At 57.6% G+C, this 17,456-nt stretch carries 16 protein-coding genes; 9 read left to right on the top strand and 7 right to left on the bottom strand.

Features of this window, described 5'->3' with window-relative positions; all coding sequences use genetic code 11:
• Positions 1-50: 50 nt before the first annotated feature.
• From KQX66_RS07250 to KQX66_RS07240, 3 genes are read left to right on the top strand one after another with little or no spacing between them, the layout of a single operon-like run.
• Positions 51-3,701 carry a response regulator gene (locus tag KQX66_RS07250; protein ID WP_216791467.1) on the top strand — a complete coding sequence of 1,217 codons (3,651 nt, stop codon included), beginning with the start codon at positions 51-53 and terminating at the stop codon, positions 3,699-3,701.
• Positions 3,698-4,618, top strand: coding sequence for a CheR family methyltransferase (locus KQX66_RS07245; protein WP_253956984.1), 921 nt, complete (start codon positions 3,698-3,700; stop codon positions 4,616-4,618). Before KQX66_RS07250 ends, KQX66_RS07245 begins: the two co-directional genes overlap by 4 nt.
• 12 nt (positions 4,619-4,630) lie before the next feature.
• Entirely contained in the window at positions 4,631-5,827 is a 1,197-nt protein-coding gene (locus KQX66_RS07240; protein ID WP_216791465.1) for an ATP-binding protein, read from the top strand.
• A 128-nt stretch (positions 5,828-5,955) separates the two neighbouring features.
• Here the strand turns inward: KQX66_RS07240 and KQX66_RS07235 are convergent, their stop codons facing one another.
• Positions 5,956-6,954, bottom strand: a complete 999-nt coding sequence (locus KQX66_RS07235; RefSeq protein WP_216791462.1) for an alpha/beta hydrolase — start codon at positions 6,952-6,954, stop codon at positions 5,956-5,958.
• A gap of 38 nt (positions 6,955-6,992) precedes the next feature.
• A complete protein-coding gene (locus tag KQX66_RS07230; RefSeq protein ID WP_216791460.1) occupies positions 6,993-7,886 on the bottom strand; it encodes an MBL fold metallo-hydrolase in 894 nt (297 codons plus the stop codon).
• 260 nt (positions 7,887-8,146) lie between these two features.
• Here KQX66_RS07230 and KQX66_RS07225 point away from each other — a divergent pair, with 260 nt between their 5' ends.
• From KQX66_RS07225 to KQX66_RS07210, 4 genes are all read left to right on the top strand, one after another.
• The gene (locus KQX66_RS07225) at positions 8,147-8,692 is read left to right on the top strand and encodes a helix-turn-helix domain-containing protein (RefSeq protein ID WP_216791458.1); all 546 of its coding nucleotides are present in this window, start codon (positions 8,147-8,149) and stop codon (positions 8,690-8,692) included.
• Positions 8,693-8,919: 227 nt separating this feature from the next.
• Complete coding sequence (locus tag KQX66_RS07220; RefSeq protein WP_438804179.1) at positions 8,920-10,098, top strand: glucose-1-phosphate adenylyltransferase; 1,179 nt, start codon at positions 8,920-8,922, stop codon at positions 10,096-10,098.
• A 36-nt stretch (positions 10,099-10,134) separates the two neighbouring features.
• Positions 10,135-10,476: a YflT domain-containing protein gene (locus tag KQX66_RS07215; RefSeq protein WP_216791454.1), complete on the top strand. Its 342-nt coding sequence runs from the start codon at positions 10,135-10,137 to the stop codon at positions 10,474-10,476.
• A 54-nt stretch (positions 10,477-10,530) separates the two neighbouring features.
• Positions 10,531-11,118, top strand: coding sequence for a hypothetical protein (locus tag KQX66_RS07210; RefSeq protein ID WP_216791452.1), 588 nt, complete (start codon positions 10,531-10,533; stop codon positions 11,116-11,118).
• 151 nt (positions 11,119-11,269) lie between these two features.
• Here the strand turns inward: KQX66_RS07210 and KQX66_RS07205 are convergent, their stop codons facing one another.
• Positions 11,270-11,431: a hypothetical protein gene (locus KQX66_RS07205; protein WP_216791449.1), complete on the bottom strand. Its 162-nt coding sequence runs from the start codon at positions 11,429-11,431 to the stop codon at positions 11,270-11,272.
• 167 nt (positions 11,432-11,598) lie between these two features.
• Between KQX66_RS07205 and KQX66_RS07200 the strand changes: the two genes are divergently transcribed.
• Both KQX66_RS07200 and KQX66_RS07195 read left to right on the top strand, forming a co-directional pair.
• Positions 11,599-11,934, top strand: a complete 336-nt coding sequence (locus KQX66_RS07200; RefSeq protein WP_216791446.1) for an STAS domain-containing protein — start codon at positions 11,599-11,601, stop codon at positions 11,932-11,934.
• On the top strand, positions 11,931-12,395 hold the full coding sequence (locus tag KQX66_RS07195; protein ID WP_216791443.1) for an ATP-binding protein: 465 nt from the start codon (positions 11,931-11,933) through the stop codon (positions 12,393-12,395). Before KQX66_RS07200 ends, KQX66_RS07195 begins: the two co-directional genes overlap by 4 nt.
• Before the next feature lie 362 nt (positions 12,396-12,757).
• Here the strand turns inward: KQX66_RS07195 and KQX66_RS07190 are convergent, their stop codons facing one another.
• From KQX66_RS07190 to KQX66_RS07175, 4 genes are read right to left on the bottom strand one after another with little or no spacing between them, the layout of a single operon-like run.
• Positions 12,758-13,720: an ABC transporter permease gene (locus tag KQX66_RS07190; protein WP_216791440.1), complete on the bottom strand. Its 963-nt coding sequence runs from the start codon at positions 13,718-13,720 to the stop codon at positions 12,758-12,760.
• Between the two features lie 4 nt (positions 13,721-13,724).
• On the bottom strand, positions 13,725-14,801 hold the full coding sequence (locus tag KQX66_RS07185; protein ID WP_216791437.1) for an ABC transporter permease: 1,077 nt from the start codon (positions 14,799-14,801) through the stop codon (positions 13,725-13,727).
• Entirely contained in the window at positions 14,794-16,353 is a 1,560-nt protein-coding gene (locus tag KQX66_RS07180) for an ABC transporter ATP-binding protein (RefSeq protein WP_216791434.1), read from the bottom strand. The genes KQX66_RS07185 and KQX66_RS07180 overlap by 8 nt, the downstream gene beginning before the upstream one ends.
• Complete coding sequence (locus KQX66_RS07175; RefSeq protein WP_216791431.1) at positions 16,350-17,402, bottom strand: BMP family lipoprotein; 1,053 nt, start codon at positions 17,400-17,402, stop codon at positions 16,350-16,352. The genes KQX66_RS07180 and KQX66_RS07175 overlap by 4 nt, the downstream gene beginning before the upstream one ends.
• Positions 17,403-17,456 lie beyond the last annotated feature (54 nt).

Here is a 17,456-nt window from a genome sequence, read left to right as displayed (position 1 = left end):
TAAAGATAATACGAAGAGAGAGAGAAAGGGACGGGAGAGGGAATGAGCTGATGAAGATGAAAACGAAGCTGTTTATGGGATTCGGCATCCTGCTGGTGCTGATTTTTGCTTTGGCGGGCGTCGGCCTGAACCGGCTGACAGGCACGGATTCCAGTATTAAGGAAATTTATGAGAACCGGTACCAGAAGGTGCGGATCAGCACGCAGGTGCGCAATGACGCGGCGGAGCTTGCCAAGGGCATCGTGAATTTGCTCTTGATCGACTCGGACGACAGCGATAAGAAGAATGCCGAAGTCGTCAAGACGGTCAGCGGCAAGGTCATGCAAGGCCTTCAGCAGATTGACAACTTTTCCAAGGAAGGGAAGGAACGGGAGCTGGCCGACGAAGTTCTGCTGCACGGCAAACGCTTCTTGGACTTTAAGGACCAAGTCGTCCGTCTGAACCAAAGCGGCAAACAAGCGGAGGCCAACGCGCTTCGCACGAACGTGGGGATTGAGCTGCAGGATAATTTTACAAGCAGCATGGGCAATTTGACGAATTTCCACAATGAAGCGATGGATGCGGCTATCACGCAGGCGCTGAGTGACAACCAACAGACGTTGACGTATACCGGGCTGCTGACGCTGGTCGGCTTGATGCTGAGCGTGGCGATTGTGCTGTGGATCGTGCTCGGGTTTAGCCGGGGGCTGAACATTCTCTCGGCGATGCTTACGAATTTTGCGAACGGGAAATGGGGGGAAGCGGCTTACCGGGTGCCCATTACGTCCAATGACGAATTCGGCAAGCTTGCGGGTGTGTTCAATCGGCTGGCGGACGATCTGGAGCAAGCAACGGCAAGCGAGCGGGCGCTGCATAGAATGAATGAAGATATGCTGTGGCTGCAAACTCAGATCGCGCATATGTATGCGATGCTGGAGGATTCGCGGAAGGTCGAGGAGATGGCGCAAACGTTCATCGGCGAGCTGGCCCGGATCGTCGGCGCGCAGGACGGGGCGCTCTATGTGCTGAAGCAGACGCCGAACGGCAACAAGCTGGTGCTTGCCGGCACATACGCCCGTTCGGAAAGCACGGCCGCTGCCGAGCTTCCGCTCGGAGAAGGGCTCGTCGGGCAGTGCGCGAAGGACGGCAAGCCCATCACGGTAGAAGGCGTCGCCGGACAATACGGTGCGATCCGCTCCGCCTTCGGCGAGCTGGAGCCGCTGACCCTGACGGTGCAGCCGATCGAGTATGACGACGAAGTGATCGCGGTGTTCGAACTGGTGTCGCTGAAGACGTTCTCGGAGCTGGAGCAGAAGCTGATCAAGCAGACGAGCGAAAACTTGGGCGTGACATTGAACGCCTTAATGGGACGACTGAGGATCGAGGAGCTGCTGCGGATTCATCAGGCGCTGACCGACGAATTGCAGACCCAGTCGGAAGAACTGCTGTCCCAGCAGGATGAGCTCAAGGCTTCCAATGAGAAGCTTGAGGAGCAGACGCGGGCGCTGCGGGTGTCAGAGGAGCAGCTGCAGCGGCAGCAGGAGGAGCTGGAGCAGAGCAATGACGCTCTGGTCCGCAAGACCGCGGAGCTGGAAGAGCAAGTCCGGGAGACGGAGGAGATCAACCGGCAGATCGAGCTGGCCAAGGAGAAGCTGGAGAAGCAGACGCTGGAGCTGGCACTGGCTTCCAGGTACAAGTCGGAATTTTTGGCGAACATGTCGCACGAGCTGCGGACGCCGCTCAACAGCTTGCTGATCCTTTCCCAACTGCTGAAAGAGAACAAGGAGCGTAACTTGACGGGCAAGCAGGTGGAGTACGCCGAGACGATCTACTCGTCCGGCTGCGACTTGCTTAAGCTGATCGACGATGTGCTCGATTTGGCCAAGGTCGAATCCGGCCGCATGGAGCTGCATGAGGAGACGGTCTGCCTGCAGGAGACGGCCGAATCGATGAGAAAAGCGTTCGGACCGCTGGCCCGGTCCAAGGGGCTGTCCTTCGAGGTGGATTTTGGCGGTAAGACGCCGGGACAGATACAAACGGACAGCGGACGGCTGAAGCAAATTTTGAAAAATTTGCTGTCCAACGCCTTCAAGTTCACACATTCCGGGAGCGTTCGCCTCACCATACGGCAGCTCGCGGAACCTCGGCCGATGGTTGCCTTCGAGGTCGAGGATACGGGCATCGGGATTTCTCCCGATAAGCAGCAGCTGATCTTCGAAGCATTCCAACAGGCGGACGGAACAACAAGCCGCAAGTACGGCGGGACGGGACTCGGCCTCTCGATCAGCCGACAGCTGGCTTCGCTGCTCGGCGGAACGATTGAGCTGGAGAGCGAGGAGGGCCGCGGCAGCCGGTTTACGCTGTACTTGCCGCACGACGTGCGGCTGGCGTCCGGCGCGGCCGAAGCGGCGCCAGCCGCTATGCCGCCCTCGGCGGAGGCCCCGGATAGGTGGCCGCTGCCTTCGCCGCTGTCGCTCGCACAAGCGGCCGAAAGCGGCGCAATGCCGGTGACTGCCTTCGCGGACGACCGCGACAGCATTGCGGAAGGCGACCGGGTGCTGCTGATTATCGAGGACGATGCGCATTTTGCCGCGATCCTGCTGGACATGGCAAGGAGCCGGGGCTTCAAGGCGGTCGTCGCGCTGCAGGGGGATAAGGGACTTCAGCTCGCCAAGACCCTTCAGCCGGATGCGATTCTGCTCGATATCCAGCTGCCGGTCATGGACGGCTGGTCCGTGCTCGTGCAGCTCAAGAACGACGCTTCCACCCGCCATATTCCGGTTCATGTCATTTCCGTCGTGGACGAGGTGCATCAGGGACTGTCGATGGGAGCGATCGCCTGGCTGCGCAAGCCTTCCGGCAAAGAGCATTTGGAGCAGGCGTTTACGCATATTTTATCGTTCCTGAACCGCGACCTGCGTAATCTGCTCATTGTCGAACCGGACGAAGAGCAGCGCGAGAGCTTGGTGAACCTGATCGCTCATGACGACGTCCGAATTACGGCCGTCGCGGGCGGCGCGGAGGCGCTTGAGGTGCTGGCGGCGCGGCCGTTCGACTGCATGGTGCTCGATTACGGAATGACGGAGCCGTCCGTCTACGAACTGCTCGACCGGGTCAAAGCGGACGAGGCGCTGCGGCGGCTGCCGATTGTGATTTATACCGGCAAGACGCTCGATAAGAAAGAGCAGCTGCGTTTGAAGAAATATGCGGAATCGATCATCATCAAGGATGTGAAGTCGCCGGAGCGGCTGCTTGACGAGACGTCGCTGTTCCTGCACCGCGTCGAGGAGAACCTGCCGGAAGAGAAGCAGCAGGTGCTTCAGAAGCTGCACAGCATCGAAACGGTATTCAAGGGCAAGAAGGTGCTGCTCGTCGACGACGACATCCGCAACGTGTTCGCACTTTCCAATCTGCTCGAGGGCCTCGGTATGCAGGTAGCGTTCGCCGAGACCGGCAGGCAGGCACTCGATTCGCTGGACCGGGAGCCGGACTTCGATCTCGTGCTGATGGACATCATGATGCCGGAGATGGACGGCTACGAGGCGATGCGCGCCATCCGCGGCGACGAGCGGTTCGACCGGCTGCCGATCATCGCCCTGACGGCCAAGGCGATGAAGGACGACCGCGATAAATGCATTCAAGCCGGAGCCTCCGATTATATTACCAAGCCGGTTCATACCGAGCAGCTTCTCTCGCTTATGCGGGTGTGGTTGTACAAATGAGCGGCGGATTGTACGATCAAAAGTCCGGGGACTTGAGGGTGCTGCGCAAGCTCGGCTCCGTCTATTCGGAGGCGGACGGAGGCCGGGGCACCCGGGAAGAAGAGGAGCGGGAGCGCATCGAGATCGCATTGCTGCTGGAGGGGCTGTACCGGCTGTACGGCTTCGACTTCCGCAATTACGCGTATCCGTCCGTCCGCCGGCGCATCTGGCACCGTGTCTACGCGGAGAAGCTGATCACCGTATCCGGCCTGCAGGAGCGGGTGCTGCACGATCGGAGCTGCGCGGAGCGTCTGGTGGACGATCTGGTCATTCACGTGACCGAGATGTACCGGGACCCGAGCTTGTTCGCGGCGTTCCGGGAGCGGGTCGTGCCGCTGCTGCGGGAGCTGCCTTCCTTCCGTATCTGGCATGCGGGCTGTTCGACGGGGGAGGAGGTATACTCCACCGCCATTTTGCTGTACGAGGAAGGGTTGTACGACCGGGCGCGCATCTATGCGACCGACATTAACGAAGAGGTGCTGCATGTGGCGGAGCGCGCTGCTTACCCGCTCAAGAAAATGCAGGAATATACCAAAAATTACATGCTGTCCGGAGGCAAGGATGCGTTCTCGGGGTATTATGGCGCATCCGGGAATGTAGCCGTGTTTCATCCTTTTTTGCGGGAGCGGATCGTATTTGCGCAGCATAATCTGGTGACGGACCGGTCGTTTAACGAGTTTCACGTCATCTTTTGCCGCAATGTCATGATATATTTCGATTCGATCCTGCAAAACCATGCGCACGATCTGTTCTACGAAAGCTTATGCCCGCAGGGGATTCTCGTCTTGGGGCATAAGGAGTCGATTACGTTTACGAAGCATGCGGGGCATTACGAGACGCTGGATCCGCAGGAGAAAATATTTCGCAAGATTGAATGAGGTGGGGTTTGTATGGATGTGCCGATCCGCATCTTGCTGGTGGACGATCAACCGGAGAACCTGCTTGCGCTTGAGGCGGTGCTGGAGGACCAGAACTATATTCTGGAAAAGGCGACCTCCGGGGAGGAGGCGCTGCGCTGTCTGCTCAGGCACGAATTCGCCGTCATCGTACTCGATGTGCACATGCCGGGGATGGACGGGTTCGAGACGGCCCAGTGGATCAAATCGCGCGAAAAAACGCGGGCGGTGCCGATCATCTTCATCACCGCGGCTCCGGACGAGCAGGATCAGGCGTTCACGGCATACTCCGTCGGAGCGATCGATTATATCGTGAAGCCGTTCGTGCCGCGCACGCTGAAGTCGAAGATCGAAGGGTTCGTCAGCATCTATTTGGCACAAAAAAAGCTGCAGCAGCAAACCGAGCTGCTGAACGAGCGGACCCGGGAGCTGCAGCGGGCGAAGGAAGCGGCCGAGCAGGCGGCCATGGCCAAAGCGAATTTTTTGGCGATGATGAGCCATGAAATCCGGACCCCGCTGAACGGGGTCATCGCCATGGCGGATCTGCTCGTGGAGACAGACCTGAACGCGGAACAGCGCGAGTATGTCGATACGATTCGTCGCAGCGGCGCCGCGCTGCTCTATGTCATCAACGATATTTTGGACCTGTCCAAGATCGAGTCGGGCAAAATGGAGATCAAAGAAGAGCCGCTGAACCTGAGGACGAGCCTGATCGAAACGTACGAGGTGTTCCACGCCGAAAGCCGCAGCAAGTCGCTGGAGCTTACGTACGATGTCGATCCGGCGATCCCCGAGTGCATCATCGGCGACGAATCACGGCTGCGGCAGGTGCTGATCAACCTGGTCGGCAATGCCGTCAAGTTTACCGAGCAGGGCGGCGTGCACGTCTCGGTCGCGGTGCTAAGCTACTCGGAAGAGCAGCTGGAGCTGGAGTTCCGCGTCTCCGATACGGGCATCGGCATCCCGGAGGAGAAGCGCGGCATGCTATTCCAGCCGTTTACGCAGGTGGACTCGTCCTTAACCCGCAAATACGGCGGGACGGGGCTGGGGCTGGCGATCTGCAAAAATCTCGTACAGCTCATGGGCGGCCACATCGCGCTTGCGCCGGGAAGCCGCCGGGGGGCGGAGTTCGTTTTCACCATCCGGGTTAAGGGCTGCGTCGAATACGATTGCATAAGCGTCGTCAAATAAAGGGGATTCACCATCCCGGATGAAAGAGCTCTCCCGCAGATTCCGCATAATAACGGCCCGCGGCAACAAGCCGCAGGCCTTTTGTTAGGCAAGCGATATCATGAAAACTCGCTGTTGTTGAGACTTCCTCATTTCGCCGGTGTGTAGGCTTCATCCAAAAAACCACGGATGGCCTGGAAAGCCTGAAGCCTGTTTTTCTCCAGCATAACCATGTGCGTTCCTTCCCCGATTTCGACCCAGCGGCGATAAGCGGCTCCGGTTAGGGAAGTGAAGAAATGCTGGGCCAGCTCCAGCGGAACGTCGATATCCCACTCTGCATGGACAAGGAGGACAGGAACAGTAATGGCCCCAGGATCGTAGAAAGCATTGCCTGCCGTCCAGTATTCACGGATGTCTAGGATAGGGCCATTGGTCGCCCGGATATATCCGGGATGAACGCTTTGGCTTCCGGGATCGGAAGTAAGCGTTGATTCAACCCATTGTTCAAACCAGCCTTCCGGAATCAAATCGCTGCGCTTATGTTCAGGAGCGGCGCTCAGCCAGCGTTCTTTCATGCCGCCGACAGCGACAAGGCGATACGAGTCAAGCGGGCCGCCGGTATCGATAGGAACCGGTCCGGAGCTTAACCACTGCGGCGCGATAAGCGAAAGCTTGTTAACCTTATCATTGTTCCGGCTCGTATAGGCTCCCGCAACCGTACCTCCCCAAGACATCCCCAAAATATTGACTTTTGATAAATTTCGGCGCTTCAGAACGAAGTCAACCGCAGTGCCAAAATCTCGAACCCCTGTTTCCGTACGGACAAGCGGCGGATTAAGATCAGCGGGCTGCTGCATCTCGGAAGGCCTGGTCGACCCGCCGTAGCCGCGGACATCCACGGCGTAAACGTCATAGCCATGTCTAGCCAGATAGTCCAGGAAAGTGAACCCGTCCAACTCCACGTCATACAGGCTGCCAATCGGATAAGTAGCGCCATGAACCATGACAATCGTTTTTTCGTTAGAGAAGGTATCCATGGAAGCCGGACGTTTATTGCGTATAGATAGCTCGATGCCCGGCGTATCGCTGGGGATAAGCAGATCTTCAGTCAAGATGTCAATTTCGCTGGAAAAACCATGATTTGTCATAAGGTCAACGCCTCTCACAAGTTAAATTGGTAGAAGGATTATACAAAGTCCCATTTGAAACCGTCGCCGCTGCGAATGACATACCCCGCCGCGCTTTCCGGAAAATGCGAGCTGAAATAAATGACTGGGCGATCCGCTATGGACTCCAACACCCGGCGCCGTGAAATACGGGCTTGCTCGGTGAATTCGCAATACATGGAATTCCATTCAGGGTTAAAAACCTGGAACGGGTGGTGCATCACATCAGCGCCAAATAAAGCTTCTTCTCCGCCGGAAGTAAGGCTGATGGACATTTGTCCGATGCTGTGGCCGGGAGTAGGAATGAACTTGAAGATATCGAGAAGTTCTCCACCCTCGGGACCGATGGTTTGCGTTAATCCGGCTTCGACAACAGGAAGGACGCTTTCCTCGTAAACGTTAAAGTTCGCTTCGTTTTCTTTGTTATGGCTCGCCTCGCTGGAATAATATTGCTGCTCCGCGAGAGGGAAAACATAGGTAGCATTCGGAAATGTCGGCACCCATCGTCCGTCAACAAGTTTCGTATTCCAACCGACATGGTCTACGTGCAGATGCGTCAGCAGGACATAGTCCACTTCTTCCGGCGAAACCCCTGTCTCTTGGAGGCGCTCAAGATAAGGCAGCTGAAGATTGGCAAGAGCCGGGTTTAACGGCAAGTTTTTATCGTTTCCAGTAGCTGTATCGATAAGAATCGTATGCTTCGGAGTTTTCACAACCCATGTTCCTATGCTAACGATAAGCTGAGAATTGCCGTCGATCAGACCAGTCGGAAGGCAGTTCCGATTCTTCTCCAGAAACGCCGGATTCCACGATCCGGCGAAATAAATTTCTGGCGAAATACCGCCTAGCACCATTTCGGTGACACGAGTAATGCTAACGTCTCCTACGTGATAGACCTTGGGGATTTTGGTCATTGACAGTACACCTTTCTGTCTTTGGAAATTTCGCTACTACTGAAAATTGTTCTGGGAAGAACGATGAATGAATACCCGGGTGAAAAAATTGGTTAGTCGACCTACATAAAATAGTAAGCCAATCATAGCGAAGAATCAACGTTTTTACACCGTAATTCCGGCTCTGTGAAAGTGCTTGATCAATCGCGTTTTTTTACTTATGATAACAACATAAATTTCGGTGTCAGCGAAATATTTTTCGGAGTTAAGGAGAGGGACATATGAATTCAATCGGCGAAGTCATCCGAAGCACGCGGAAAAAACAAAAATTAACGCTCAAAGAAATAGCAAAAGCAGCAGCCATATCGTTGTCTTTTCTCAGTGAAATCGAGCGCGATAAAGCGAATCCGTCGATTAGCGTTCTGAAGCGCATAGCGAACGCGTTGAACGTAAATTTTACCGATTTGTTTGGTGAGGAAAAGCGAAGCATCGTCGTCAGGAACAACGAACGCAAGCCATTGGTGCATTCGGAGAGTTCGCGGATTACTTGGTATGCCCTTAGTCAAGGTAGCAACAACAAGATGGGGCCGATATGGGGAGTTCTGGAAGAAGGCGCAACCTCCGGCGACATAAGCGTAGGCCATAGCGAGGGTGAGGAATTTCTTTTTATTCATTCCGGATGCTTGGAGTTTGTGCTTGGCAATGAACGTTACATCCTTAACGAAGGAGACAGCATCTATTACGATGCCAGGGTACCTCACAGTTATAAGAATATATGGAAGGGCGAAACGCTGCTGATCGCGGTATCTGCTCCGCCTACCTTTTAACGGGACGAAGGTGGAGATGCTTATGGTCGTGACGTCGCAAAATTTATAAATTTGTTAAAAAATTATAAAACTAAAGATCAAACGATCCGTTCGACTCACCTTGAAAACCGATGGCTCGTGCTATGAAAGCTGCCAGTTTATGTTTCATAGACCGGGCGCCCGGTTAATCATAGGTATCGGACGAAAGCGACGAAACACTAGACCAACAGAGAGGTGCAGGTGAAATGATGAATTCCCAAGCATGTGTAGCTTTGCTGCTTGCCGGCGGGGAAGGCCGTCGGTTGGGCGTATTGACCGCATCCAAAGCGAAACCGGCGGTTCATTTCGGCGGTGCTTACCGGATCATCGATTTTGGCTTAAGCAATTGCAAAAATTCGGGGATTCGCTCGGTTGGTGTCGTGACTCAATATCAAGCGGCGTCCCTGCATGAACATATCGGCAGCGGGGCGGTCTGGTCGAACGCCGCGGACGGCGTAACCTTGCTGCCGCCGCAGGACAGCGAATATACGGGCACGGCGGATGCGGTGTACAAGAATCAAGCGTTCATCCAGCGGCACGAACCAAAGCACGTGTTGATCTTGTCGGGCGATCATATATATCGGATGGATTATCGGCGGATGCTGAAGCAGCATGAGGACAGCGGTGCCGATGCGACGATTGCGGTAACGCCGGTCGCATGGGAGGAAGCCCCCCGCTTCGGCATTATGCGGACGGACAGCCAAGGGCGGGTCGTTGAATTTGCGGAAAAGCCGGCCCAGCCGAAAAGCAATCTCGCGTCAATGGGCATTTATATATTCAAATGGTCTTATTTGAAACGGATGCTGGACAGCGACGCGAGCGATCCGCAGTCCTCCCGGGACTTCGGCAAAGACGTCATACCGGCCATGCTGCGCTCCGGAGGCAAGCTGTACGCACACTCGTACGAAGGGTATTGGCGCGATGTCGGAACCGTAGAGAGCTTGTGGGAAGCGCATATGGATCTGATCGGCGAGCAGCCCCGATTCCGCTGCAGCGAAGCCGCTTGGCCGATGCATACGCCCGCATGCGTAGCCGGACACTCTTACGTCGATCCCGCGGCCCGCGTCACGTATTCGCTGATCGCCGGCAACAGCCATATTTTCGGCCAAGTGGAACGCTCGGTCATCTCGCACGACGTGTACGTCGGGCGGGGCAGCGTGCTCCGCAACTGCATCGTGATGCCGAATGCGCATATCGGACGGGGCGTCTTCGCCCGCAACGCGATCATCGGAGAAGGCGCCGTCCTGATGGACGGGGCCACCGTCGGAAGCTTGTCGAAGTCCTCGATCGCCGTCGTCGGCGACGCGGAAATGGTCATGAAGCCAAGCGACAAAAAGCCGAAAGTGTACATGCCGCTCGGGCAGCTTCAACTGGAGCACGTCCGGTAAGAAGCTTGATTATACGACCTGGAGGAGGCGTTTCCGATGTATCATTCGATCGTAGTAGCCAAGGGAGAGCAGGAAGTGAAGCAGGCGGTCCGCGATTTTCAATCGGCCGGCCGCGGCGTGGATCAGATTCAAATTTTGGCTCATGAGAACGTGCGGACGGAGGAAATGTTTAAGCCCAAGTATACAAGCCGGATCGGGTTCGTCGGAGAAGCGATGGCGCATACGGTAGCGCCGCTGTACAAGTGCGAGGGCATGGCGCTGCGGGAGAAGCTTCTGTCTCTCGGGCTGTCCATGTCGGCGGTCGAATACTACGAGAAGGAGATGGCGAGCGGGCGCATTGTCATTGCCGTCGATGAGAATGACATTTTAAATCAATAACTAAACGTGTGAACTCGATCCGTTGCCTGACACAACACGGGAGAGGTGATTCCAATGAAACGGTTAAGCAAATGGTGGTTGATCGGCGCGGCTGCAATCGGATTGACCGGGGCTTCCTGGAGCTCCGCCGAAGATTCGCCTGCGGCATTGGACAAGCTGTCTCATCCGTCTTCGCTGGCGGCAACGGAACAGACGTTCACCGTAAATACCGCCGTCTATGAAGAAGCCGGAACTGGAGCCGAAATTGGAGGACCTGTCAAATGGCTGCTGGAACGGGTCAACGGGATCTCGGTTACGGACGATCTGAAAACGCTTTACGAAATGAAAGGCAAGCCGAATGCCGAGGAAACCGATCCGCTGTTCAAGGACGAGCGCATCTTCGTATACGATGATTGCCGGATTGGCCTTTACGATCAGTTCGTTCAATACGTCATGGTTCCCGTCCAGGCGGGTACGATCGAGATCGACGGCAAGAAGCTGGAGATGAATGCGGACAAGCTGCGGCAAACGCTCGGCACGCCGGATTGGACGAGCGAGGACGGGATCGTCTACAAGCGGGGCCAGCGGGCGCTCAAGCTGTTCTTGGACGAGCACAACGGGAAGCTGCTGTCCGTTCATTATTTCCATACGGCAACCGATTGACACGGAGGATACGAAGTAATGGAAAACCGCATGCGGGAGAGAGGTCAGGCTTCGGTCTGGCCTTTATTTTGTTGTTCAAGCCCGGAGAGGCTGCCGACACCGCAAAAAAGCGCACGCGGCGGAGCCGGTGCGCGTATCGTAACCGGGCACATTAGAACATGGGCAGGATGTAACGGACCAGGAAATAGAGAAAGCCGAAAAAGATGACGACGTAAGCCGCGTATTTGATGAAGGTGGAAGCGACCATGCCGGAATCCATCCGTTTCTCGACGCTTTTCTTCTCGATGTCCACGCTTTTCATAGGATCATCCATCTTCAATCACTCCTTGTCTGAGCTGAAATTATTGGGTGCCTCGTTAGTGATGATTACCCCGGCTGCTTTTCGGTGAATCAGCAGCTTTCGCTGCGGAGTGCCGTGAAAAACTTCCTGAAATCTGCTATTCTACAAATAATCATGGTTTCAGGGGGAGGTAAAAGCGGATGGACAGAGACGCGCAGAAGTTCCATGTCAAAGTGCTGAATACGCCGGAAGCGAACGTGTTGTTCTTATCCGGCGAGCTTGATTTGAGCACGGCCGAGCAATTCCGTTCCGTCGTGGAGCCGCTGGCGGGTCAGCGGACGGTGCCGCTCAAGCTGAACTTGCGTGAGTTGACTTACATTGACAGCACGGGGATCGGGATTTTCGTCTCCGTGCTTAAGAAACGGCAGCCGGAGGAGGCGTCGTTTGCTGTACAAGAAGTGCCGGCCAAAATCAGGCGGCTGTTCGACATGACCGGATTGTCCCGTTACCTGACGTTTGAAGGGGGCGGACTATGAAGGGGCAAACGGAAGCCGGCTCGAAAACCGTCGTCTTGTGTGTGCCGCTTCGGGCGGACGATCTGGTCACGGTCCGCTTGGCGCTGTATGGCGTGGCTGTCCGGATCGGATTTTCGTACGAAGCGATCGAGGACTTGAAGGTAGCGGTAACCGAAGCGTGCAATTACGCGATCCTGCAAGCCGGAGATAGAGAACCGCTGCCGATGCTGCGGCTGGTGTTCACGCTGAGGGAGACGGGGCTCCAGATCCGGGTTGGAACGGATTCGCCGAATGTTACGTTCGGGGAAGCGCTGTACCCCGTGAAGCTGCCGCAGGAGGGGGCGGAGGCCTTGGAGCGTCTTGGGAACTCGCCGATCGGCCTTTATTTGCTGCAGGCGTTGGTGGATGAGCTACGGGTGGAGCCCGGAGGCGAGGGCGCGTCGGAAGCTATCGTTCTGATCAAACGGCTTACGGCCGGGTGAGCGGGGTTTCCGTTCCGATCATGGAGCGGAGATTCCCAGGCTGCATGGAATGCAGTTGAGAAAGTGGTCTTTTATAAAAATAGAGATGCAAACGGAGGTGGGGTATCCATTGGAGAAGCGATAGCGGCCGCCTTTGTCTTCGGGAAATGTCCGCTGTTAAGCGGCTTCCAATCAAATTTCCCGAGGACAAGAGCGGTCGGAAGTGGATACCCCACCCCTTCGTAACCTCTAAAATCCCCTCAGGCCACTTTCTCAACAAGCTGCCTTGCATGGAATGCAGTCTTAATCGAAAAGCCGCATCCCGGAGGCGCGGATCGCAGCAACGATCACAGCGCGGGGATGCGGCTTTTTCGCGTGCTTGGTCATCGTTTGCCCGGGTCGTACGGCTCGCCGAGCGACGCGGGAGGATAGGCGCGGCCGACGGCGCCCGCCAGCACCAGAATCGTAAGAATGTAGGGGAGCATGTAGATAAACTCCATCGGAATCGCTTGGGAGACCGGGAACAGCTGCACAAAGTTTCGGATCGCCTGCGCGAAGCCGAAGAAGATCGCCGCTCCCAAGGCGCCGAACGGGTGCCATTTGCCGAAAATCATCGCGGCTAGCGCAATGAAGCCCTGCCCCGAAATCGTATTGTGCGAGAAGTTGCTCGTCGTCGTGAGCGTGATCGTCGCGCCGCCGAGCCCGCCCAGCGCGCCGCTCAGCAGCACTCCGATATATCGCATGCGGGTAACGTTCACACCCAGCGTGTCCGCGGCTCCCGGATGCTCGCCGACCGCGCGCAGGCGGAGGCCGAACGGGGTTTTGAACAGCACGTACCAGCCTAGAGCGACGGCAGCCAAGGCCAAATATGTCGTCGGGTAAGCGGTGAATACGCCGTAGCCCAGCAGAGGGACGGACGCCAGTCCGGGAATGGCGACATTGTGAAACACGGCGTTCAGCGTTTCCGTCTGTCCGGAGCCTGCGAACAAAATTTTGACGAGATAGACCGTAAACCCGGCGGCCAGAAAGTTAATGACGACGCCGCTAACGACTTGATCGGCTTTGAAAGTAATTGAGGCGACCGCGTGAATAAGCGAGACGAGCATGCTGATCAGGATGGCCGCCAAGAGGCCGATCCAGGGCGAGCCGTCCGCAAAGCCCGCCTGCTCGGCGTACCAGGCCGCGACCGCAGAGGCGAATGCGCCGGAGATCATCAGGCCCTCCAGGCCGATGTTGACGACGCCGGAGCGTTCGGAGAAGATGCCGCCCATGGCCGTAAAAATAAGCGCGGTCGAGAAGACGAGCGTCGTATGGATCAGCTCGCCGAGTATGCGAAACGCATCCATCCGCTTAGGCCACCTCCCCCGGCTTGCGCCCGGCCCGCAGCGGCTTCAGAAGCCAGCGGATAATCCCGTGCGAGGCCACGAAGAAGATGACGGTGCCGATGATCACGCGGATGATTTCCGGCGGCACGTCCGCGCCGAAGCTCATCCCGGCCGAGCCGTACGTCAGCGTGCCGAACAAGACGGCGGCGAGCACAACGCCGAGCGGATGGTTACCGCCGAGCAGCGCGACGGCGATGCCGTCGAACCCGTAGCCGGGTGATGCGGCGCTGATCACTTGATAGTGGAAGACGCCGAGTACCTCGAACACTCCGGCAAGCCCGGCGAAGACGCCGCCGATAAACATTGCCCGCACGATGCCCGCGTTCACGTTCATCCCGGCGTACTCCGCCGCAGAAGGGCTGTGTCCGACCGCGCGGAGCTCGTAGCCTTGGCGTGTCTTCCACAGGAGGACATAGAACGCGACGGCGGCGAGCAGCGCAATCGGGATGCCGAAATGCAGCCGGGCGTTGCCGAACAGCGCGCTGAGCGCGTTCAGACTGATTGAGGCGGTGTCGTGAATCAGATACGAGCGCTGCTGGCCGGGCTGAAGCAAATAACGGCTGACGATGTAGTTGCCGAGATACAGCGCAATCCAGTTCAGCATGATCGTCGTAATCACCTCATTGACGCCGCGCCGCGCTTTCAGGTACCCGGCGATGCCTCCCCACAATCCCCCGAGCACAGCCCCCGCTACGATGGCAAGCGGCGCATGAAGCCAGAACGGCAGGGTCAGCTTGACGCCGACCCACGTAGCCCCGGTCATGCCCATAATAAATTGTCCTTCGCCCCCGATATTGAACAGACCCGTCCGGAACGCGAAGGCGACCGACAGCCCGGTCAGCAGAAGCGGGGTAATCTCGCGGACGGTCTCCCCGATGCTGTACGGATCGCCGACGACTTTCTCGATCAGCGACGCGTAGGCGGCGAGCGGATTATAGCCGCCGGCCAGCATGATCAGGGCGCCGACCAGCAATCCGAGCACGATGGCGACCAGCGGAACAAGCGCCGATTCCTTGGTCATGACACGAATGGCTTTAGCCATGCTTTTCACCTCCGGAGGTTGAAGGAACCGCCGCTTCCGTTGCGCGTCCGGAACCGGACATCATCAGCCCGAGCTCGCGGTCGGATGTGTGAGCCGGATCGGCTTCCCCGACGATGCGGCCTTCATAGATGACGGCGATGCGGTCGGACAGCTTCAGAATCTCGTCCAGCTCCAGCGAGAGGAGCAATACGGCTTTGCCTTTGTCCCGCTGCTCCAGCAGCCGCTTATGGATGAACTCGATCGCTCCGACATCGAGCCCGCGCGTCGGCTGCGCCGCGATCAGCAGATCCGGGTTCAGATCGATCTCGCGCGCGATGATCGCCTTCTGCTGATTGCCCCCGGACAACGCCCGCGCCGGAGTGCGGAGGCCCGGCGTCCGCACGTCGAATTCCGAGATCAGCCGCTGCGCCTGCCGATCGATCGCGGCATAGCCGAGAAAGCCTCCGCGGTTGTAGGCGGAGGTATAATAAGTCTTGAGCACCATGTTCTCGCTCATGGAAAAGTCCAGCACGAGCCCGCGCTTATGCCGGTCCTCGGGGATGTGCCCGAGCCCCGCCTCCGCGATGTCGCGGGGCGAGCGGTTCGCGATCTCCCGGCCGCCGAGCGCGATGCGACCGCCGTCGATCCCGCGCAGCCCGGTCAGCGCTTCGATCAACTCGCTCTGGCCGTTGCCGTCGACGCCGGCGATGCCGAGAATTTCCCCGGCGCGCACCTCGAAGGTGACACCGCTGAGCACGGACAGGCCGCCAGGCCCCCGGGCGGTCACGTTCTCTACGCTCAGGACCGGCGCACCGATGGCGGCAGGCTTCTTATCGAGCCGGAACGAGACTTCCCGGCCGACCATTTTGGCCGCGAGCTCGTCCGGGTTCGTATCCTTGACGGCGAGCGTATCGATGACCTTGCCGCGGCGGATGACGGTGACGCGATCCGCGATCGCCATAATTTCCTTCAGCTTGTGCGTGATCAGAATGATCGACTTGCCCTCGGCCACCAGCTTGCGCATGATGTCCATCAGCTCGCGAATTTCCTGCGGCGTCAGCACGGCGGTCGGCTCGTCGAAGATGAGGATGTCCGCCCCCCGGTACAGCGTCTTCAGGATTTCGACGCGCTGCTGCATGCCGACGGAGATGTCCCTTACCCGCGCACGCGGATCGACGCGCAGTCCGTATCGGGCGGACAGCTCGGACACTTGACGCGCCGCTTTCCCGTAATCGACCTGAAGTCCCCGCCTCGTCTCCTGACCGAGAATAATATTTTCCGTCACCGTGAACGGCTCCACGAGCTTAAAGTGCTGGTGCACCATGCCGAGACCGAGCTGAATGGCCGTTTTCGGATTGACGATCGCGACTGGTTCGCCGTTGATAAGGATTTCGCCTTCGTCCGGCTGATACAGTCCGAACAAAATGTTCATCAGCGTCGATTTGCCTGCGCCGTTCTCGCCGAGCAGGGCGAGAATCTCGCCTTGACGGAGCGTCAAGCTGATACCGTCGTTGGCAACGATGCCTGGAAACCGCTTGGTGATGCCGCGCATTTCCACTTTCACGCCGCTCATTTTTCGGGAACCTTGATTTCGCCTTTAATGATTTTTTGCTTGTATTCTTCGACCTTCTTGAGCACGTCCTCCGGCACGTTCTTCTTCGACGTGTCCGGCAGGCCGACGCCGTCGTCCTTGAGGCCGAGCACGATCGTTTTGCCGCCCTCGTATTTCCCGGCGATCAGATCGTTCGAGATGCGGTAGACCGCCTGATCGACGCGTTTGATCATCGAGGTCAACGTCACGTCGTCGCCGAACAGCTTCGACTGGTCCTGATCGACGCCGATGACCCATACTTTCTTGCCGGCCTTCAACCGGTCCTTGGCTTCGTTGAACACGCCGCTTCCCGTGGCGCCCGCCGCGTGAAAAATAATATCCGCGCCGTCGTTATAGAGCGTGGAAGCGGCGGCTTTGCCGAGATCGGGCTTGTCGAACGCCCCGGTATAGTTAATCGTCAGCTTGGCGTTCGGATTGACCGCGGCCACGCCGGCCTTGAAGCCGGCTTCGAAGCGCTTGATGACCGGAATGTCCATCCCGCCGATAAAGCCGATTTTGCTCGTCTTGGTCATCAGTCCCGCGACGACGCCGACCAGATAGGAGCCTTCGTTCTCCGCGAATGTCACGGACTCCACGTTCGGCGCGTCGACGACATTGTCGATAATCGCCAGCTTGGCGTTCGGATTTTGCGTCGCTACCGTCTTCATCGCATCGCCGATGATGAAGCCGATGCCCCACGTCAGGTTGAAATTGCCCTTGACCATTTGGGTCAGGTTCGGGATGTATTCCGAATCGCTCTTGCTCTGCAAATATTTCACCTGTGCCCCGGTATCTTTTGCAAGCCGCTGCAGCCCTTCCCAGGCGCTCTGGTTAAAGGAGTTGTCGTTGACCCCGCCGAGATCCGTAACCATGCCGATATTGAACTTCGCGCCCGCCAGCGTGTCGCCGCCCGCCGCCGGCGCGCCGCCGGCTCCCGCGTTGTTAGGCGGCGCGGGCTTCTGACCGCACCCGCCAAGCGTAAGCCCCGCCGCCAACACGCCGGTCAAGCCAAGGGATATCCATCGTTTCATCGTTCATCCGTCCTCCCGTAATGGAATGCCAAATAAGCAAAGCATGGGGTATAG

It is taken from the genome of Paenibacillus oleatilyticus, from assembly GCF_018998565.1.
Classification (GTDB): domain Bacteria; phylum Bacillota; class Bacilli; order Paenibacillales; family NBRC-103111; genus Paenibacillus_G; species Paenibacillus_G oleatilyticus.
This window is presented reverse-complemented; position numbering and strand designations above follow the sequence as displayed.